The organism is Acinetobacter johnsonii (assembly GCF_048551975.1).
GTDB classification, from domain to species: domain Bacteria; phylum Pseudomonadota; class Gammaproteobacteria; order Pseudomonadales; family Moraxellaceae; genus Acinetobacter; species Acinetobacter johnsonii_A.
The window spans coordinates 1-17,121 of the sequence record NZ_JBIMCF010000012.1; the positions used below are offsets into that span (position 1 = coordinate 1).

A 17,121-nucleotide genomic window follows, 5' to 3' on the forward strand; every position below is an offset into this window, starting at 1 on the left:
GGACAGTTTCATCACTGCTTTTAAAAACTGCAAGCAAAGTATTGGTAAGTTGTTTACTGTAGGAATTGAAGGTAATAATTGCAAAATAAGGCATCGATAGAAGAAGTTGCAATTTCTCCAAAAAGCTTGAAAACCATTTTAAAGCCTTCGACTTAACCTTCTTTTACATCAATAATGGCTTCATTTAATGTCAGCATACTTTTTAAAACACCACCAAAATTTTTGGCTGAATAGTTATGTACTCGCTTGCATCACAAGCTCAGGAACTTATCTTAAGCCCCTTTGAAAAAGCTAGAATAAAAAAGGTCGCTATAATAGCGACCTTTTTTACAACAAATTATTTTGTGAGTAATACTGTGAGTAACTTATAAAAATTTTATGAATAAATATATAAATTACAAAATATTAATCACAGAATAGGCAGATTACATCATTCCGCCCATACCACCCATGCCGCCCATATCAGGCATTGCAGGCTTGTCTTCTGGAACGTCAGTAATCATACACTCAGTTGTCAACATTAAACCTGCTACAGATGCAGCATGTTCAAGTGCAGAACGCGTTACTTTCGCAGGGTCAAGAATACCCATTTCTAGCATATCGCCATACTCAGAAGTTGCAGCGTTATAACCAAAGTTACCTTCGCCATTTTTCACAGCATTGATCACAACTGAAGGTTCATCACCCGCATTCGCAACGATTTGACGAAGTGGCGCTTCAATTGCACGACGTAAAATGTTAATACCTACATTTTGATCGTCATTCGCACCATTTACGCCATCAAGCGCAGCTGCAGCACGTACCAGTGCAACACCACCACCAGCAACCACACCTTCTTCAACAGCAGCACGTGTTGCATGAAGCGCATCGTCTACACGGTCTTTCTTCTCTTTCATTTCAACTTCAGTCGCTGCACCAATTTTGATGACTGCAACACCGCCAGCTAATTTAGCAACACGTTCTTGAAGTTTTTCTTTGTCGTATTCAGACGATGATTCTTCAATTTGCGCGCGGATTTGAGTCACACGTTCAGCAATTTGAGCTGCATCACCAGCACCGTCAACAATCACCGTGTTTTCTTTAGACACAGTAACTTTATGTGCAGTACCTAAGTCTTGAAGAGAAGCTTGCTCTAAAGTCATGCCTACTTCTTCAGAAATCACAGTCGCGCCCGTCAAGATTGCGATATCTTGAAGCATTGCTTTACGACGGTCACCAAAACCAGGTGCTTTAACCGCACATACTTTGATAATTCCGCGCATGTTGTTAACAACAAGTGTAGCTAACGCTTCACCTTCAACATCTTCAGCAATGATTAAAAGTGGTTTACCTGTTTTAGCTACAGCTTCTAACACAGTAATTAATTCACGGATGTTGCTGATTTTTTTGTCAACAAGCAAGATAAACGGATTTTCAAGTTCAGCCGTTAATGTATCTTGTTTGTTTGCAAAGTATGGGCTGATATAACCACGGTCAAACTGCATGCCTTCAACAACGTCTAAAGCATCTTCAAAGCCTGAACCTTCTTCAACGGTAATCACGCCTTCTTTACCTACGCGTTCCATTGCTTGTGCAATGAGTTTACCTACAGTTTCGTCAGAGTTTGCAGAGATTGAACCGACTTGTTCAATCGCTTTCGTATCAGAAGCAGGTTTTGCTGTTGCTTTAATTTCAGCAACTAAGGCTTTAACAGCAAGGTCAATACCGCGTTTCAAGTCCATTGGGTTCATGCCCGCAGTCACTGACTTGATGCCTTCGTTTAGAATTGCTTGAGCCAATACTGTTGCAGTTGTTGTACCGTCACCCGCGATGTCATTGGTTTTAGAAGATACTTCACGAACCAATTGAGCGCCCATGTTCTCAAATTTGTCTTTTAGAGAAATTTCTTTCGCAACCGTTACACCATCTTTAGTGATGTGCGGCGCACCGAAAGAACGGTCGATCACAACGTTACGGCCTTTAGGACCTAAAGTTACTTTTACAGCATCAGCAAGCACGTTTACGCCTGCAATCATTTTAGAACGAGCTGAATCACCAAATTTTACGTCTTTAGCTGACATACTAAACTCCAAATATTCTTAAATTTTAATCAATTGTATTGCTTAAACAGCAAATGAACGTTCTGAATTAACCTTCAAGAACCGCTAAAATATCAGACTCTTTCATCACAAGAAGTTCTTCGCCTTCAACTTTAACTTTAGTGCCTGCATATGCACCAAACAGTACATTGTCGCCCACTTTTACATCTAAAGCACGAACGCCATTGTCTGTAATTTTGCCATTACCTACTGCAATGATTTCACCTTGAGCTGGCTGTTCAGCAGCAGAAGTACTCAAAATTAAACCACCTGCAGTTTTAGTTTCCTTTTCTACGCGGCGAATCACAACGTTGTCATGTAAAGGACGAATTTTGCTCATTTCTTGCTCCATAGACATTTTCAATATGCCATTGTTTACGATGTGAAGATGACTTCTTATTCCTAGGTCATCAACAAAATTTTGATATGACACTTTTGTGGGGATGGAAAAAAGGGCTTCAAGGGCAAACACAAAATATTTTTATATTTTTGCGCTCTTTTTAAGCAAACCTCATCAAAGTTTAGACACTCAATTCAATCTGACGTATTTTGCTGCATCAGATCGAAGTGATTTGTTTCAGCGTTAAAGCTCAAATGCTGTACATCAGCATTCGGCAAAATAATATTCAGGCTATTGGGCAAACCCGCATGTAAACGATAAGACGTTGCCGTTCCAGCATGAATATCCAACACTGGATGCGATACCCCAAGTTGATAAATCTGATTCAAATCATAAACGGCAGCGTGATGTAAATGCCCATGTAAAAGTCCATTTAAACCATGTTGGCTCCATTGCTCCAATGCAATACGACCAAGCATCGGACAGTCTTTCACACCATGACTATGGTTTGGTGGAGTATAAAAAGGCTGATGCACAGCGATCAGTTTAATTTTGTGCGCTGGTGCTTGCTGCAACTTCAGGTCAATCTCTTGAATTTGGCTCAGTGAAATATGTCCTCGCGTATGGTAACGCCGACGAATACTATTCACCCCAATAACATAAAAGTGTTCAGTTTCTAAGGTATTTTCCATTCCCCCAAAAAAAAGTTGATAACGTGCAAAGGGGCTGAAAAAACGATTCCACAGATGGTACAGCGGAATATCATGATTCCCCGGCACTACCAAATAAGGCAGCTTTAAACTGTCTAAAAACTGCCGACAAGCATAAAACTGAATAAACCGGGCTCGCTGGGTCAAGTCCCCACTGACCACTACGGCTTCAAAAGAATGTTCCTCACATAACTGACGAATGGCCTGCAAACAGGCTTCGCGTTCGGTCCCAAAGTGTAAATCTGACAAATGTAATATCATAAGGGAACCATGATATTCAGCGCATGCTTACGTACTGTAATTTTCAGCGGTGGTGTCATCGTGACAATTTCTCCATCTACCGCAACCGTGAGCTTATTACGCTTTGAATGAACAATCACTTCATCTGCTGCAAAGCTATAAACATCGGAAGCCTGATCCAAATTACCTTTAATCAGCTGCCATAAGGTCTTGAACAAAGTCCGCTTATCACTTTTTGCTACTACCACGCCCGCCACTTTGCCTGCTTCCGCCGCCTCGGCAATACGTAGTTTCATTTCAGCCAGTTGAAGTTGATTATTGCCAAAGAAAATTAATGGCGTTTTCACTGGATAGCGCTGTCCATCGACTTCCACTTCAAGTTTTAATTCTTTACGGTCGCGGATGAGAACATCCAATGCCGAGGTATACGCATGCAATGGAAAACGTCCAAAATGCTTATTAAACTGTTCTCTTTTTTGAATAAATAAAGGATAAAGCCCTAAACTGGCATTGTTCAGATAGATATGTTGATTCAACTGTGCCACATGCACAGAACGTGGTTGCCCTTCACTAATGGCTTTGGCTGCATCTAATAGGTCCAACGGAATATTCAACACTCGTGCAACATAATTAAAGGTACCTAGAGGCAAGATCCCCATGGGAATATCCGTTCCCATCAATTTAGATGCAACTGCATTTAAAGTACCATCCCCACCTGCAGCAACCACGACCCCTACATTTTCCGCTTGACGATGGCGTAGTAAAATCTCTTGCATCATCTGATCAAAGTTCATGCACTCACTTAACTCAAATGACTGTATTTCAAAACCCGCAGTACTCAAATCTGCTATCAACTGTTCATACACTTCATCTTTATTTGCAGCATGAAAACCTGATTTTTTATTATAAATAAGTGATAAAGGTTTGAGTTGTTCTGACATTTTGCACCTAAACTTGAAGTAATTGCTCTATTTTTGTCCAAATATTCAACACTTAACAGTTTTGTTATGTAAAATTCAAATGAGTACCATTTATTTAATCAATAATAAATCCCAATAAAAAATTAAATTTAAGCATATGATTTTAATAATAATATCTTAAGTGAATAACTCCCATAAATATAATAAATACACAAAATAAAAGCAAAAAAACCAAATAAACTATTGTTTTTTAATAATTAAAACAAAGAAACTCCATCAAACTGTTCATAATTTAGATACGCCTTTGGTCTTATTTTTTTTATCAAATTATGCTTTAATACAGCCACTTTTTTTTCATCTTTTCATCTCTGCAGTAAATTTTATTGCTGAGATTGTACTTTGTACAAACGTGTACATATTTGAGATAGGCCTCACCATGACCCAAGTGAACGCACCAGAATTCGTTCGTCACCCTAAGCTTATTGCCTGGGTAGAAGAAATTGCAAAATTAACAAAACCAGCAAAAATTGAATGGTGTGACGGCAGCGAAGAAGAATATCAACGTTATATCAACTTGATGATCGCTAACGGCACAATGCAAGCGCTTAACCAAGAAACGCATCCTGGTTCTTATCTTGCTAATTCTGATCCTTCTGACGTTGCTCGTGTTGAAGGTCGTACTTACATCTGCTCTGAAAAACAAGAAGATGCTGGCGCAACAAACAACTGGGAAGAGCCTGCTGAAATGCGTGCTCGTCTAAATGGTTTGTTTGACGGTTCAATGGCAGGTCGTACTTTATATGTAGTACCGTTCTCTATGGGCCCATTAGGTTCTCATATTGCGCACATTGGCATCGAATTAACTGACTCTCCATATGTAGCAGTTAGCATGTCTAAAATGGCTCGCATGGGTAAAGCTGTTTATGACGTTCTTGGTACAGACGGTGAATTTATTCCTTGCGTACATACTGTTGGTGCGCCGCTTGCTGATGGCGAAAAAGATGTTGCATGGCCTTGCAACCCTGAAAAATACATCGTGCATTACCCAGAAACACGTGAAATCTGGTCTTACGGTTCTGGTTACGGCGGTAACGCATTGTTAGGTAAAAAATGCTTAGCTTTACGTATTGCGTCTTCTATGGGTCGTCAACAAGGTTGGTTAGCAGAACACATGTTGATCCTTGGTGTGACTAATCCACAAGGTGAAAAACACTACATCGCAGCGGCATTCCCTTCTGCTTGTGGTAAAACAAACTTCGCAATGTTGATTCCACCAGCAGGCTACGAAGGTTGGAAAATTGAAACTGTAGGTGACGATATTGCTTGGATCAAACCAGGTGAAGACGGTCGCTTATACGCAATCAACCCAGAAGCAGGCTTCTTCGGTGTAGCGCCTGGTACAAATACCAAGACCAACCCGAACTGTATGGCTACACTTCACAAAGACGTGATCTATACCAACGTTGCGGTAACTGATAACGGTGAAGTATGGTGGGAAGGTCTTACTAAAGAAGCACCTGCCAACCTGACTAACTGGAAAGGTCAACCTCACACTGGCGCAGAAAAAGCGGCTCATCCAAATGCGCGCTTCACTGTTTCAGCAGGTCAATGTCCTTCTATTGATGCTGACTGGGAAAATCCAGCAGGTGTTCCAATTTCAGCGTTCATCTTTGGTGGTCGCCGTGCGGACACAGTGCCTCTAATTTCAGAAGCATTTGACTGGGTAGATGGTGTTTACAAAGCTGCAACTATGGGCTCTGAAACAACTGCTGCTGCTGTTGGCCAACAAGGTATTGTTCGTCGTGACCCATTTGCAATGCTTCCATTTGCGGGTTACAACATGGCTGACTACTTCACTCACTGGTTAGAAATGGGTGAGAAAGTTGGCGAGAAAGCTGCTGCTGCAGGTAACAAGCTTCCTGGTATCTATAACGTGAACTGGTTCCGTCGTGACGCTGAAGGCAACTTCGTATGGCCTGGTTTCGGTCAAAACATGCGTGTTCTTGAGTGGATCATTGACCGTTGTGAAGGCCGTGCTGATGCAGTTGAAACACCAATTGGTTTAGTTCCAACGTATGAACAGTTGAACTGGACAGGTTCTGACTTCACTAAAGCCCAGTTTGACCTTGTGACTTCTCAAGACAAAGATCAATGGATCAAAGAGCTTGAAAGCCACACTGAACTATTCGACAAACTTGGTGAACGCCTACCAGCTGCACTTAAAGCTCGCCAAAACGAACTTTTAGATGCTGTTAAGCAATCTGCTTAATCTTTAAATTAAGCAAAAAAAAGACCGCGTAAGTGGTCTTTTTTTTTAATCTCTTTATAATTTTAAAACTTTATAACTCAACAAAAATTTATCACGCAATATTCAAACTACTTTATTACCCATACACTATTTTAAAAAAACTAAAAATAATTCATTGATTTAGTTGTATTGTTTTTATAACAATTTGACTATAAACATGGCTTACACAGAAGTAACCACAACTTCATATTTGCGCAATCAAAGACACCCCTGATTCAACTCAATTTTGAAATCAAAAGCTCCGCAAAGTCGCTGAGGGCACTTATGGCAGCGTGGTTGAACTTTATCCGCGTTTTGCTGAAAGTGCACATCAAGTCGGTGGTAACGTCGTCATTAACTACAATGCTAGCCAACGATTTGACTTTTGGCCTTGGCGTATTGTTCGCCCAGTCGTTTGGGGAACGGCTGTAAAATGGAAGACACCTGTAGACTGTAAACAGCTCGGTGGTATCGAAATTTAAATCTAAAAAAGCCGCGATAGCAGCTTTTGTAATAGAACGAGATCAACTGTAACCTGACACAATCAATACTATGCAGCATCCTCTTGCAGACGACGTAGGTGTAAATCCTGCAAGTAGAGGTCTAAAGCTTGAGTTTCTAGTGCATCAAATTTTAAATACAGTTTAGTCCGTCGTTTTAAAATATCTTCACTACTGATGGCCCACTCACGTTTCACCAAATAATCCACTTCTTGCTGATACAAACCATGGCCAAAAGACTGCCCTAAAGTTTGTACATCTTTGTTCTCACCGAGCATATGCCACACTCGACTACCATAACTATTTGCCCAACGATGCGCTGTTTGAGACTCTAGCCCTTTGATTTCATGCATCAACTCTGCACATAAAACCTCGACTGAACTAAAACCTTCCGCACCTGGGAGTTTTTCCTCAGCCGTCCATTCCGCTTTCATGTGTGGAAAATAACGTTTCAGCTGTAGCAAAGCCGCTTCCGCCAACTTGCGATAAGTCGTTAACTTTCCACCATAAACAGATAACAATGGCGCTTCATCCGCAACAGGTTTAGACATCGCCAGTACATAATCACGTGTCACTTTAGAGGCTTGTGCACTTGCATCATCATACAGCGCCCTTACGCCTGCAAAGCTTGAAATTACATCTTCTGGCTGTAATTGAAGCTTGAAGTGGTCATTAATTACATCAATCAAATAAGCCGTTTCCTGTTCGGTAATGTGGACATAATTTGCATCACCCTCAAACTCTACGTCAGTGGTACCAATCAGGCTGTATTCATCTAAATAAGGAATCACAAACACAATGCGTTGATCGTCATTTTGCAAAATAAACGCATGCTGTTCAGGGTATAAACGCTTCACAATGATATGACTGCCCTGAACCAATCGAATACCCGCCTTTGGGGTTTTGGACATTTGCTGTTGAATAAAATCTGTGACCCATGCACCCGTTGCATTGACTAAGCTTCGAGCTTTAATTTGATAGTGTTGTTTTTGATGCTCTAAGGTTAGACACCACACACCCTCCTGCTGAACCGCAGAAACGCATCGCGTTTGTGTTCGAATTTGAGCCCCCAACTCATGTGCTTGAATTGCATTAACCACCACCAAACGCGTATCATCCACAGTACAGTCTGAATATTCGAAACCACGTTTAATCGTGTCTTTTAACGGGCTATCGACATTAAAATGAACAAGCTCTGAACCCTCTAATGTTTCTCGTTTTGCCAAATAGTCATAGATAAATAAGCCTGAACGAATCAGCCATGCAGGGCGCAAATAAGGCAAATGCGGCATAATAAAACGCATAGGATGGATCAAGTGTGGGGCTTTTTTTAACAGTACTTCACGCTCTAATAGCGCTTCACGCACCAAACGAAATTGTTTTTGTTCGAGATAACGCAATCCACCATGGATGAGCTTGCTACTGGCTGAAGACGTATGACTGGCTAAATCATCTTTTTCGCAGACGAAAACACTTAAACCGCGCCCTACAGCATCATTTGCAATGCCTACCCCATTGATGCCCGCGCCCACAACGGCAATATCATAAATGGCATCTGTGCCTTGCATATTCACCTCTCTCGTTGAGTTATTGTGTTATTTTTGTTCTTCACGCTAAACTAAACTTAACATCAAAATCCAAGCTTGTCATATTCCGAAGCCAGTCAAATCAGAAAAAATTCGTTACTCTAAATAAATTAATAACCGCATCTATTTTTACAATTTAATTTTAATTTTGACTATTCAATGAAAAATCGCCTAATTTCCAAGCTAAAGAAAACGTTCCTTTCTAAAAACCAACATTCACCATAAAATAAAAAAGTACTATAACCTCTTGTATTTTAATTGACTAATCACACACTGAAAAATCACAAGGGTTTGTTTTAGATAAGTAAAATGATAATTTCCCATTAAAATAAAGATATTCATTAGAAAAACTTAACCGCATATAAATCATACCAATATTTAGACTAAAGTCGAATGAAGTCCAAGAATAAGGGGCGTATAAAGAAACAGAATTTTTTGTTTAATCTTAAAATATATTGTTTTAACTTTTTCTACTTAAAAAGTTAAAAGATGTATTTTCCGAATGTCTCTTTGGGAAATTTTTGTGACTGATCTATCTCCCCAAGCTGCTCCAGTAAGCATCGATAAAAAGACCCGTTTAAAATCGATTCTCGGTGGTTCAGCTGGCAACTTAGTTGAATGGTATGACTGGTATGTCTATGCAGCATTTACCTTATATTTCGCTCCACAGTTTTTCCCTGAAGGGGATGACACAGTAAAACTTTTACAAGCTGCTGCCGTCTTTGCACTGGGCTTCCTGATGCGACCTATTGGCGCGTGGATCATGGGCATTTATGCAGACCGTAAAGGACGTAAATCAGGTCTTACCCTGTCTGTCTCTTTAATGTGTGTGGGATCTTTGATTATTGCTTGTGCACCCACCTATGCCAGTGTGGGTATGCTCGCACCTGCCTTATTGCTCTTTGCCCGTTTATTGCAAGGTTTAAGTGTAGGTGGAGAGTACGGTTCAAGTGCAACCTATTTAACGGAAATGGCTGGCAAAAACCATCGTGGTTTCTTCTCTAGTTTTCAATATGTGACTCTTATTTCAGGTCAGCTCTTGGCACTTTGTGTATTGATCATTTTACAACGCACCATGAGCGAAGCACAGTTATCTGAATGGGGCTGGCGTATTCCCTTCTTCATTGGGGCTGTACTTGCCATTGTGGTGTTCTGGATTCGTCGTGGCTTGGTTGAAACACAATCCTCAAAAGATGCACAGGAACAAGCTAAAAATGGTGGCCCAAAATCTAGCGCACTTGCTTTATTTACCAAATATCCAAAGCAAGCATTCACTGTGATTATGCTGACTGCGGGTGGAACACTGGCATTCAACACCTTTACCACGTATTTACAAAAATACTTAGTCAACACCTCAGGTTTTGAGAAAACCACAGCAACAGAGATCACTACAGCAGCAATCTTTGTCTTCATGCTATTACAACCTGTGGTGGGTGCACTGTCTGATAAAATTGGTCGTAAACCAATTATGATCACTTTTGGTGTATTGGGTGTGCTGTTCACAATTCCTATTTTCAACGGTTTAGGCTCAACCAGCAGCCCAACAACCGCATTCATGTTATGTATGAGCGGTATGGTGATTGTGACAGGTTATACTGCGATTAATGCCGTAGTCAAAGCAGAGCTCTTTCCAGCACATATTCGTGCACTAGGGGTTGCCCTGCCTTATGCGATTGCCAATACTATCTTTGGTGGTACAGCAGAACTTGTGGCGTTGAGCTTTAAAAATGCAGGACATGAAAACTACTTCTTTTACTACATCACCTTCATGATTGGCTTATCTCTACTGACTTACATCTTTATGAAAGACACCAAAAAGCACAGCATGATTACAGATCATTGATACTTAGAATAAGTGCGTAAGTTAAGAAGCTAAACATAAAAAATGCCTTCTCGAATGAAGGCATTTTTTATGTTTGATCAATTTTTTGCCGAAACTTGATTGATTGAAATATCGTGAATTACGCCCGCGTATGGCATACTAAGAACAAGAATAATCTTAGGAACTTTTGATATGAAAAATACGTATAAACTTTTAGGCTTAAGCTGTATCGTTTTAGTAGTATCTGCATGTCAAAGCACGCCTCGCCAATACAATGGCAATGTTGGCTATCAAATTGAACATCAATCAGCGTCAAGCGCTACCCTTGCTTATACGCTTGCTGCTCGTAAGAACCAGCAACTCGATGAAAATAAATTACAACGTGCTTGCCAAAAAGTTTTAGGTTCACAAAAGAATTATAAATTGGCGATTTTAAGTATTAATGACATTCCTAATACTGCAGCAGATGTTCCCCAATATGGACGCCAAATTGGTCAAACTCGTGCCACTTTTGGCTTAAGCAATACACCTGACTTACACCAAGGTGAAAACTTTGCAACACGCGAATCACTTGAAGCACGCCCAAGCACACTGCATGTTGTGCGCTATACCTGCTCTTAATACCTTCTGATATAAAAAAGTGCTTAGTATCCTTTTTGAGTCTCTAAAGTTCGATAAAAACTCACATTACGAAACTCTGGTGACTCATCTAGATCTGGCCAAGTTGTGGCACTACGCTCATCGAGCTTCATGTACTTCGGATGGCTAAAATTTTTAACACGACTATCCGCCACCCAAACTTCAGATGCAAACTTTAAAAATTCATCTAAAAAGAAACGATTGCATTGATCATATAAAACATCAGCAGCCAATAGAACATCGACCTGTTCAGATTGAGACAAGTCATCCAAATACTCTAGCTCTACATTATTAAGTTCTGCATTGGCACGGCAAGCATCTAAACTAACTGCATCAATATCGCAACAAATCACACGTTTTGCGCCCGCCATTTTGGCTGCAATCGCCACCACACCTGAACCTGCGCCAAAATCCAACACCACCTTATCTTTGACATGATGAGGCTCTGCCAGTAACCACTGCGCCATGGCTAGACCTGAAGCCCAACAAAAGATCCAATATGGTGTTTCATTCCAAATACGGCGAATAATTTCATCATCCAGTTTATCGGTTGGAAATACGGGAGGAATGAGCCACAAAGAAATAGATGTTTCAGGAAGCTGTTGCGCAAGCAATTCACAGTGTGGAATCACTTCATGCAAGGCGTTTAGCAAATGTTTAGGTGCTGGAGGAAATTGAAAAGTACAGCTCATAGATAAGCCTTGAAAACTTATTAGAATTTACAACAATAATTTGATACATGATATGCCATCTACAGCTGTTTGATGCAGACCATCATTAAATAATTAATGTTTCTGCGACATATTAAATCAACGATTAAATATGTCGAGTTATGTAGATGGCAATGGTTTTGGTTACTTTTGCCGAAACAAAAGTAACATACGAGCTACTTACATCAATAGTGACAACGAAAAGACTCCGTCATGACTCATATCAATCAAATTAACCTAAAGCTTTCTCAGCTGCTTCAACCGTTTGACGAATTAGTGTCGTAATCGTCATTGGGCCCACGCCACCTGGAACTGGCGTATACGCAGAAGCCACCTCTTCAATACCAACCAATTGAATGTCGCCTACACCACCACCATCACGTGGATGGAAACCAGCATCAACAACTACTGCACCTTGTTTAATCCAATCTTTTTGAATCAATTCAGCCTTACCAACCGCACCCACGATAATATCGGCTTGTTTCACAAAGTCAGCTAAGTTCTGAGTACGTGAGTGGCAGATCGTTACGGTCGCATTGGCTTGAAGTAGCATCGCAGCCATTGGCTTACCCAAAATTGCAGAACGTCCTACAACAACAGCATGCTTTCCAGCAATTTCAATATTGTTTTCTTGCAAAATAGTCATAATACCTGCAGGTGTCGCAGAACCATATGCTGCCTCACCCATAGCCATACGACCAAAACCAAGACACGTTACGCCATCCACATCTTTTGCAAGAGAAATTGCATCAAAACATGCACGCTCATCAATTTGTTCAGGCACTGGATGTTGAAGCAAAATACCGTGAACATCAGGATTTGCATTCAGTTTTTCAATTTCAGCCAACAATTGTTCAGTGGTGGTCTCTTTTGGCAGTTCAACTTTAAGTGAGTCCATACCAACACGACGGCAGGCATTTCCTTTCATACGTACATAAGTTGCAGATGCACCATCGTCACCCACCAAAATAGTCGCAAGAATTGGGGTACGACCTGATTTTGCTTTGAGCGCTTCAACGCGAGTTAACAAGTCAGCTTCAATTTGTTTTGCCAATGCACGACCATCTAAAACTAATGCCACGGCACATCTCCAAGTGTTGATATGAATCAATTTTGCACATAATACATGATAATTTTAAATATTTTTCGCTATATGCTGTTTTTATGCGCATACGAATGAAAGCACTATTGTTTTTTTTTCAGAGCTTGCTAATATACGCATCAACAAGACGCGGCGGGGTGGCAGAGTGGTCATGCAGCGGACTGCAACTCCGTGGACGCCGGTTCGATTCCGACCTCCGCCTCCATCTTGTTAAAGCCCGAGTGGTGAAATCGGTAGACACAGGGGATTTAAAATCCCCCGCCCACAAAGCGTGCCAGTTCGAGTCTGGCCTCGGGCACCATTCTTATACTTCTAAGTATGGTGCATATAAAGAATCCAGCGTTAAGCTGGTTTTTTTATGCCTACAGAAAAAGCATAATCCAATGCACAAAAAAGAGAGCTCACTGACTCTCTTAAAAGTAATATTTCATTTGTTTATCACGATAAGGATGGTAATAAATAATGTTGCAGATCTTGTTCTAATTTTTCTTGAAAATGAGCTGGCTCAATAATTTTAATGTATGGAATCCAATAACGCACCAAAGGTAAAAGTTGCATTTCATGGCAAATTTGGCAGTTAATTAACAAGCCACCCGATACATCTTCTAATACGATTTCTTGCTCTGGCAATAACAGACGTTGCTTAAAATATAAGGCAACTTCAGGCCGAACCGATATTTTCACGGTTTGCTTATGCTTTGCAAACCAAATCCCATCACTCAGTTCTAATTGGGTTAACACCTCTAAATGGTGCTCGAAAAGCTCCGTCTCATGTAGAACGACTTGATCTATTTTACTTAAACGATAAGCACGTAATTCATCAGCTACAGCTGCAGCCAAATACCAACTTCCCTGATGATGAATTAAACGATATGGGTCTACATGGCGCAAACGATCATTATAAATAAAACTGATTTTTTGACGCTTATGAATCGCACCCGCAAAAACCTTAAAATGTTCAGCAAATTGCTGTGCATTTTCATAATAATAACCTTTGGCAGAGAACACTTGATTCGCTCGCTCATCAAGCAGGCCACGTAGAAAAGACATATCTAAAGATGGGTAGAGCTCACTGATCCCAGAAAGCTGAGCAAAGTTTTGAATGTCTTGTAGCTTAAAGCGTCCAAGATAAACCGAATCTAAGAAGTACTTCTTGGTATATTCGTCTTGAAGTAAAGGCAAATACGTATTGAGACGATCAAAATCTCGCTCTATCGTTCGTGTACTCACCTGAAATTCATGTGCTAGTTCTGCAACCCCTAATTGATACCCAGTATTTAATTTAGTCAAAATATTTGCTAAACGCTCCGCAAGGCGTTCATGTGTTGAAGCTTTACGCTTCATATTACCCTCGCTGTACAATCAATGTTTGTTAGATTTCTTCTTCTTTACTACAGTTTGCTGATGCGCTAAACGCTCTATATAACGCTCAAAATGAATTAAGGCTTTATACAGCTTATGTATCTCATCAGGTAAAACACTATTATAGATAACCGCCTTATGCAAGCGCTTGAGCGCACGGAAACCATGTGCATGTGTATATGATGTCGATAAAATTTTCATGATAACCCTCTTTTCTGTTTTATTTTTCATTTAAAACCACGTAAATTTGTCAGGTTTAAATTTAGTTGCAAATTTACACCACAGTTTTGACAGGTTGTGTCGAATAGTTATCTTTTTTTTAATATTTGTTAAATTATTTTCTATTTTCAGTACATTATTTTTATTTTTTGGAAAAATTTTAGGCAAAAAAAAGCTGACACAAGGTCAGCTCTACTTTTTATACTATAGAAATATTACAAAATTTTTACCACAATTTTACCCACGTGCTCACCCTTATCCATGCACGCATGTGCTGCTTGAATCTGATCGAAATCAAAAGTTTGATAAATCATTGGCAAGCACTCACCTTTGGCCCATAGCGGTGCTACATGATTTTGTAAACCTTGTGTAATCTCAGCCTTCTCAGCCGTATTTCGTGCACGCATGGTCGAACCTGTGATGGTTAAGCGCTTCATCATAATTTGTCCCAACTTAACCTCTTTGGCTTTTGCCCCACCCAAAAAGGCAATATAAACCAAACGTCCATCGCGGCGAAGCAAGTTCAAATTCTTTTCCAAATACGGTGCACCCACCATATCTAAAATCAAATCAACACCAGCATTTTCCGTTCTCTCATTGATCTCGTGTTCAAAGTCTTGGGTTTTATAATTGATGGCATCTGTCAAATTCGCTATGGCTTGTACTTTTTCATCGCTGCCGACAGTTGCAAAGGTTTTAATGCTCAATGCTTTACATAGCATGAGTGCCGTGGTGCCAATACCACTGGTTCCGCCATGCACCAACACCACTTCCCCTGCTTTGGCTTTACCCATTTGGAACACATTTGCCCAAACCGTGAAAAAAGTTTCAGGAATAGCCGCCGCTTCCACAAAGCTTACATTTTCTGGAATATGTAAAGTTTGACTTTGTGGAACCACGCAATACTCTGCATAACCACCACCATTGGTCAAACCACAAACTTTATCGCCTAATTTAAACTGTGTAACTTCAGCTCCAATTGCAACGACCTCACCTGCAACCTCAAGTCCTGGCACTTGCGTTACCCCAGCCGGCATTGGATATAAACCCTGACGCTGTAAAATATCTGGACGGTTAATACCAAACGCATGAACCTTAACCAAGACCTCGTCTGCTTTTGCTTCAGGGATAGTCACTGTTTCATATGCCAGCTTATCCACACCACCCGGCTCTGTAATAATGACCTGTTGCATCGTTGTTTGTGACATGATTTATTCCTAACTCTTACGATATTTTTCAAGTTTCATAGACCTATTTGATCATAGAAATAAATTGAAATGAATAACACCGTACTTATGTATAGCCTGAAGACTATTTTGCTGCACGATAGCACTAATCATTGATAAAAAAAGCAAGCTGTGACTGCTCTCGACATCCCTCTCAAACATTACTTAGAACGATTAGGGTTAGATGAAAAAAACAGATATTCAATTGTGTGGCTGATCAGGCAAAGACACAAACTGCATTAGAAATTTACGAAACAAAGGCAAAAACACCATAATCAGAGGAAATGCAATCAACCAAGATAAGCTCCAGCTTTTGAGCCAAAGATGGAAGAAATTATGCACTAGGCCTTTATTTAACAGTAAGTTAAAACCAGAAATAGAACCACTCATCAGACCTGAAAGCAACAAAGGCATTAACCAATTTAAGTGTTTGATATGAATTTTTGGCAGCGTGTTGAACATAATCAACCTAAGTAAATAAAAATTAGCTTTGGCTTTACGTTTTAACGGTTTGTTTTAAAGCTTTCATAAACTGCCCAAAATGTGGCATAAAATCTTTAAAGAGTGGAAGGTTTTTATGCTCTAGCATCACCTCACTAAAGAGCTTTAAACCAACAACAAATGATTTCGCTGCCTCATCATCCAGCATTTGACTGTTTTGAATCACCTGTAACACGTTAAAAATATCGTCGTGGTTATAAGTGTTGAAACTCAAAGTATCGGCATAGGTCGACGGGTTGCCTTGAGCATCTGCAATGTGTTTGAGTGTGACTTCATAAGTATGTTGTTTCATTCTGTTTTCCTAGAGACGTGCAATATTCACTGCTGCTTGATCGATTTGTTCTGCAATAATACAAATTTGTTCAGCACTTAGCTCACTGTGTTGTATCTTAAGCTTTAGGGAAGATTTGAGATTTTCCATCGCGCGTTTAATATCAAGATATTGTTCATTATTTTGAATTTGTTTACGCGTATCGAAACGAGATAAAATCTTTTCCACATTTGCATGCTGAACCTCAAGATGCTTCAAACCCAAGGCCTTTATACAGTATTGCTTGCGTTCAGCATCATCTAACGCGACCTGAACAAACTGCCGCTCTTCCAAATAATTCAAGGTTGGATAGATCGTTCCTGCACTTGGGCAATAGCCCCCTCCCACAATTTCCCCCACCTCTTTAATGAGGTCATAGCCATATTTAGGTGCAAATGAAATGAGATGTAAGGCTAAAAGTTTCATCTGACCCGCTTCAAATAGGCGCTGTTTACGTAACACTGGCGCTATTTCCAAACCAGTAAAAGATTCAACTTTTTGTGTTTTAGACATACATAAGATACAACTTAACCAATTAAGATATATCTTAAATATTTTTTTAATGATTG

Annotated in this window: 17 protein-coding genes, 2 tRNA genes and 1 pseudogene; 7 read left to right on the forward strand and 13 right to left on the reverse strand. The window is 40.1% G+C overall.

Going from position 1 to position 17,121, the window contains the following annotated elements; all coding sequences use genetic code 11:
* Positions 1-188, forward strand: a pseudogene (locus ACG9ZB_RS10380) (IS1 family transposase); the annotation flags it as partial.
* Between the two features lie 237 nt (positions 189-425).
* Here the strand turns inward: ACG9ZB_RS10380 and groL are convergent.
* The 4 genes from groL to ACG9ZB_RS10400 all read right to left on the reverse strand — a co-directional run bounded on the left by groL (position 426) and on the right by ACG9ZB_RS10400 (position 4,309).
* Positions 426-2,060 carry a chaperonin GroEL gene (gene groL / locus ACG9ZB_RS10385; RefSeq protein ID WP_419325676.1) on the reverse strand — a complete coding sequence of 545 codons (1,635 nt, stop codon included), beginning with the start codon at positions 2,058-2,060 and terminating at the stop codon, positions 426-428.
* 67 nt (positions 2,061-2,127) lie between these two features.
* The gene (locus tag ACG9ZB_RS10390; protein ID WP_010326285.1) at positions 2,128-2,418 is read right to left on the reverse strand and encodes a co-chaperone GroES; all 291 of its coding nucleotides are present in this window, start codon (positions 2,416-2,418) and stop codon (positions 2,128-2,130) included.
* A 194-nt stretch (positions 2,419-2,612) separates the two neighbouring features.
* On the reverse strand, positions 2,613-3,389 hold the full coding sequence (locus ACG9ZB_RS10395) for a metallophosphoesterase family protein (protein ID WP_419325677.1): 777 nt from the start codon (positions 3,387-3,389) through the stop codon (positions 2,613-2,615).
* Positions 3,386-4,309 (reverse strand): diacylglycerol/lipid kinase family protein, encoded by a 924-nt coding sequence (locus ACG9ZB_RS10400; RefSeq protein WP_419325678.1) that lies wholly within the window; start codon positions 4,307-4,309, stop codon positions 3,386-3,388. The genes ACG9ZB_RS10395 and ACG9ZB_RS10400 overlap by 4 nt, the downstream gene beginning before the upstream one ends.
* 415 nt (positions 4,310-4,724) lie before the next feature.
* Between ACG9ZB_RS10400 and ACG9ZB_RS10405 the strand changes: the two genes are divergently transcribed.
* On the forward strand, positions 4,725-6,557 hold the full coding sequence (locus tag ACG9ZB_RS10405) for a phosphoenolpyruvate carboxykinase (GTP) (protein WP_419325679.1): 1,833 nt from the start codon (positions 4,725-4,727) through the stop codon (positions 6,555-6,557).
* Positions 6,558-6,868: 311 nt separating this feature from the next.
* Entirely contained in the window at positions 6,869-7,057 is a 189-nt protein-coding gene (locus tag ACG9ZB_RS10410) for a hypothetical protein (RefSeq protein WP_419325680.1), read from the forward strand.
* 68 nt (positions 7,058-7,125) lie between these two features.
* Here ACG9ZB_RS10410 and glpD read toward each other — a convergent pair whose 3' ends face one another.
* Entirely contained in the window at positions 7,126-8,643 is a 1,518-nt protein-coding gene (gene glpD / locus ACG9ZB_RS10415; protein ID WP_419325681.1) for a glycerol-3-phosphate dehydrogenase, read from the reverse strand.
* 541 nt (positions 8,644-9,184) lie between these two features.
* On the opposite strand from glpD, the gene ACG9ZB_RS10420 reads away from it, so the two are divergent.
* Both ACG9ZB_RS10420 and ACG9ZB_RS10425 read left to right on the forward strand, forming a co-directional pair.
* Positions 9,185-10,504 (forward strand): MFS transporter, encoded by a 1,320-nt coding sequence (locus ACG9ZB_RS10420; RefSeq protein WP_062034098.1) that lies wholly within the window; start codon positions 9,185-9,187, stop codon positions 10,502-10,504.
* A gap of 171 nt (positions 10,505-10,675) precedes the next feature.
* Entirely contained in the window at positions 10,676-11,104 is a 429-nt protein-coding gene (locus ACG9ZB_RS10425; RefSeq protein ID WP_419325682.1) for a hypothetical protein, read from the forward strand.
* 23 nt (positions 11,105-11,127) lie between these two features.
* Here the strand turns inward: ACG9ZB_RS10425 and ACG9ZB_RS10430 are convergent, their stop codons facing one another.
* Both ACG9ZB_RS10430 and folD read right to left on the reverse strand, forming a co-directional pair.
* The gene (locus ACG9ZB_RS10430; protein ID WP_419325683.1) at positions 11,128-11,814 is read right to left on the reverse strand and encodes a class I SAM-dependent methyltransferase; all 687 of its coding nucleotides are present in this window, start codon (positions 11,812-11,814) and stop codon (positions 11,128-11,130) included.
* Positions 11,815-12,064: 250 nt separating this feature from the next.
* Positions 12,065-12,913, reverse strand: coding sequence for a bifunctional methylenetetrahydrofolate dehydrogenase/methenyltetrahydrofolate cyclohydrolase FolD (folD, locus tag ACG9ZB_RS10435; RefSeq protein ID WP_010326278.1), 849 nt, complete (start codon positions 12,911-12,913; stop codon positions 12,065-12,067).
* Positions 12,914-13,065: 152 nt separating this feature from the next.
* Here folD and ACG9ZB_RS10440 point away from each other — a divergent pair.
* Both ACG9ZB_RS10440 and ACG9ZB_RS10445 read left to right on the forward strand, forming a co-directional pair.
* Positions 13,066-13,139, forward strand: a tRNA-Cys gene (locus ACG9ZB_RS10440).
* Between the two features lie 10 nt (positions 13,140-13,149).
* Positions 13,150-13,235 (forward strand) — tRNA-Leu (locus ACG9ZB_RS10445).
* A gap of 137 nt (positions 13,236-13,372) precedes the next feature.
* Here the strand turns inward: ACG9ZB_RS10445 and ACG9ZB_RS10450 are convergent.
* From ACG9ZB_RS10450 to ACG9ZB_RS10475, 6 genes are all read right to left on the reverse strand, one after another.
* Complete coding sequence (locus ACG9ZB_RS10450; RefSeq protein ID WP_419325684.1) at positions 13,373-14,278, reverse strand: helix-turn-helix transcriptional regulator; 906 nt, start codon at positions 14,276-14,278, stop codon at positions 13,373-13,375.
* Positions 14,279-14,296: 18 nt separating this feature from the next.
* A complete protein-coding gene (locus ACG9ZB_RS10455) occupies positions 14,297-14,527 on the reverse strand; it encodes a hypothetical protein (protein ID WP_419325686.1) in 231 nt (76 codons plus the stop codon).
* A 203-nt stretch (positions 14,528-14,730) separates the two neighbouring features.
* Positions 14,731-15,723 (reverse strand): NAD(P)H-quinone oxidoreductase, encoded by a 993-nt coding sequence (locus ACG9ZB_RS10460; protein ID WP_419325687.1) that lies wholly within the window; start codon positions 15,721-15,723, stop codon positions 14,731-14,733.
* A gap of 219 nt (positions 15,724-15,942) precedes the next feature.
* Entirely contained in the window at positions 15,943-16,203 is a 261-nt protein-coding gene (locus ACG9ZB_RS10465) for a DUF2798 domain-containing protein (RefSeq protein WP_419325688.1), read from the reverse strand.
* A 34-nt stretch (positions 16,204-16,237) separates the two neighbouring features.
* Positions 16,238-16,534, reverse strand: coding sequence for a DUF3861 domain-containing protein (locus ACG9ZB_RS10470; protein ID WP_419325689.1), 297 nt, complete (start codon positions 16,532-16,534; stop codon positions 16,238-16,240).
* Between the two features lie 9 nt (positions 16,535-16,543).
* Positions 16,544-17,065, reverse strand: a complete 522-nt coding sequence (locus tag ACG9ZB_RS10475; protein ID WP_419325691.1) for a PadR family transcriptional regulator — start codon at positions 17,063-17,065, stop codon at positions 16,544-16,546.
* Positions 17,066-17,121: the final 56 nt, after the last annotated feature.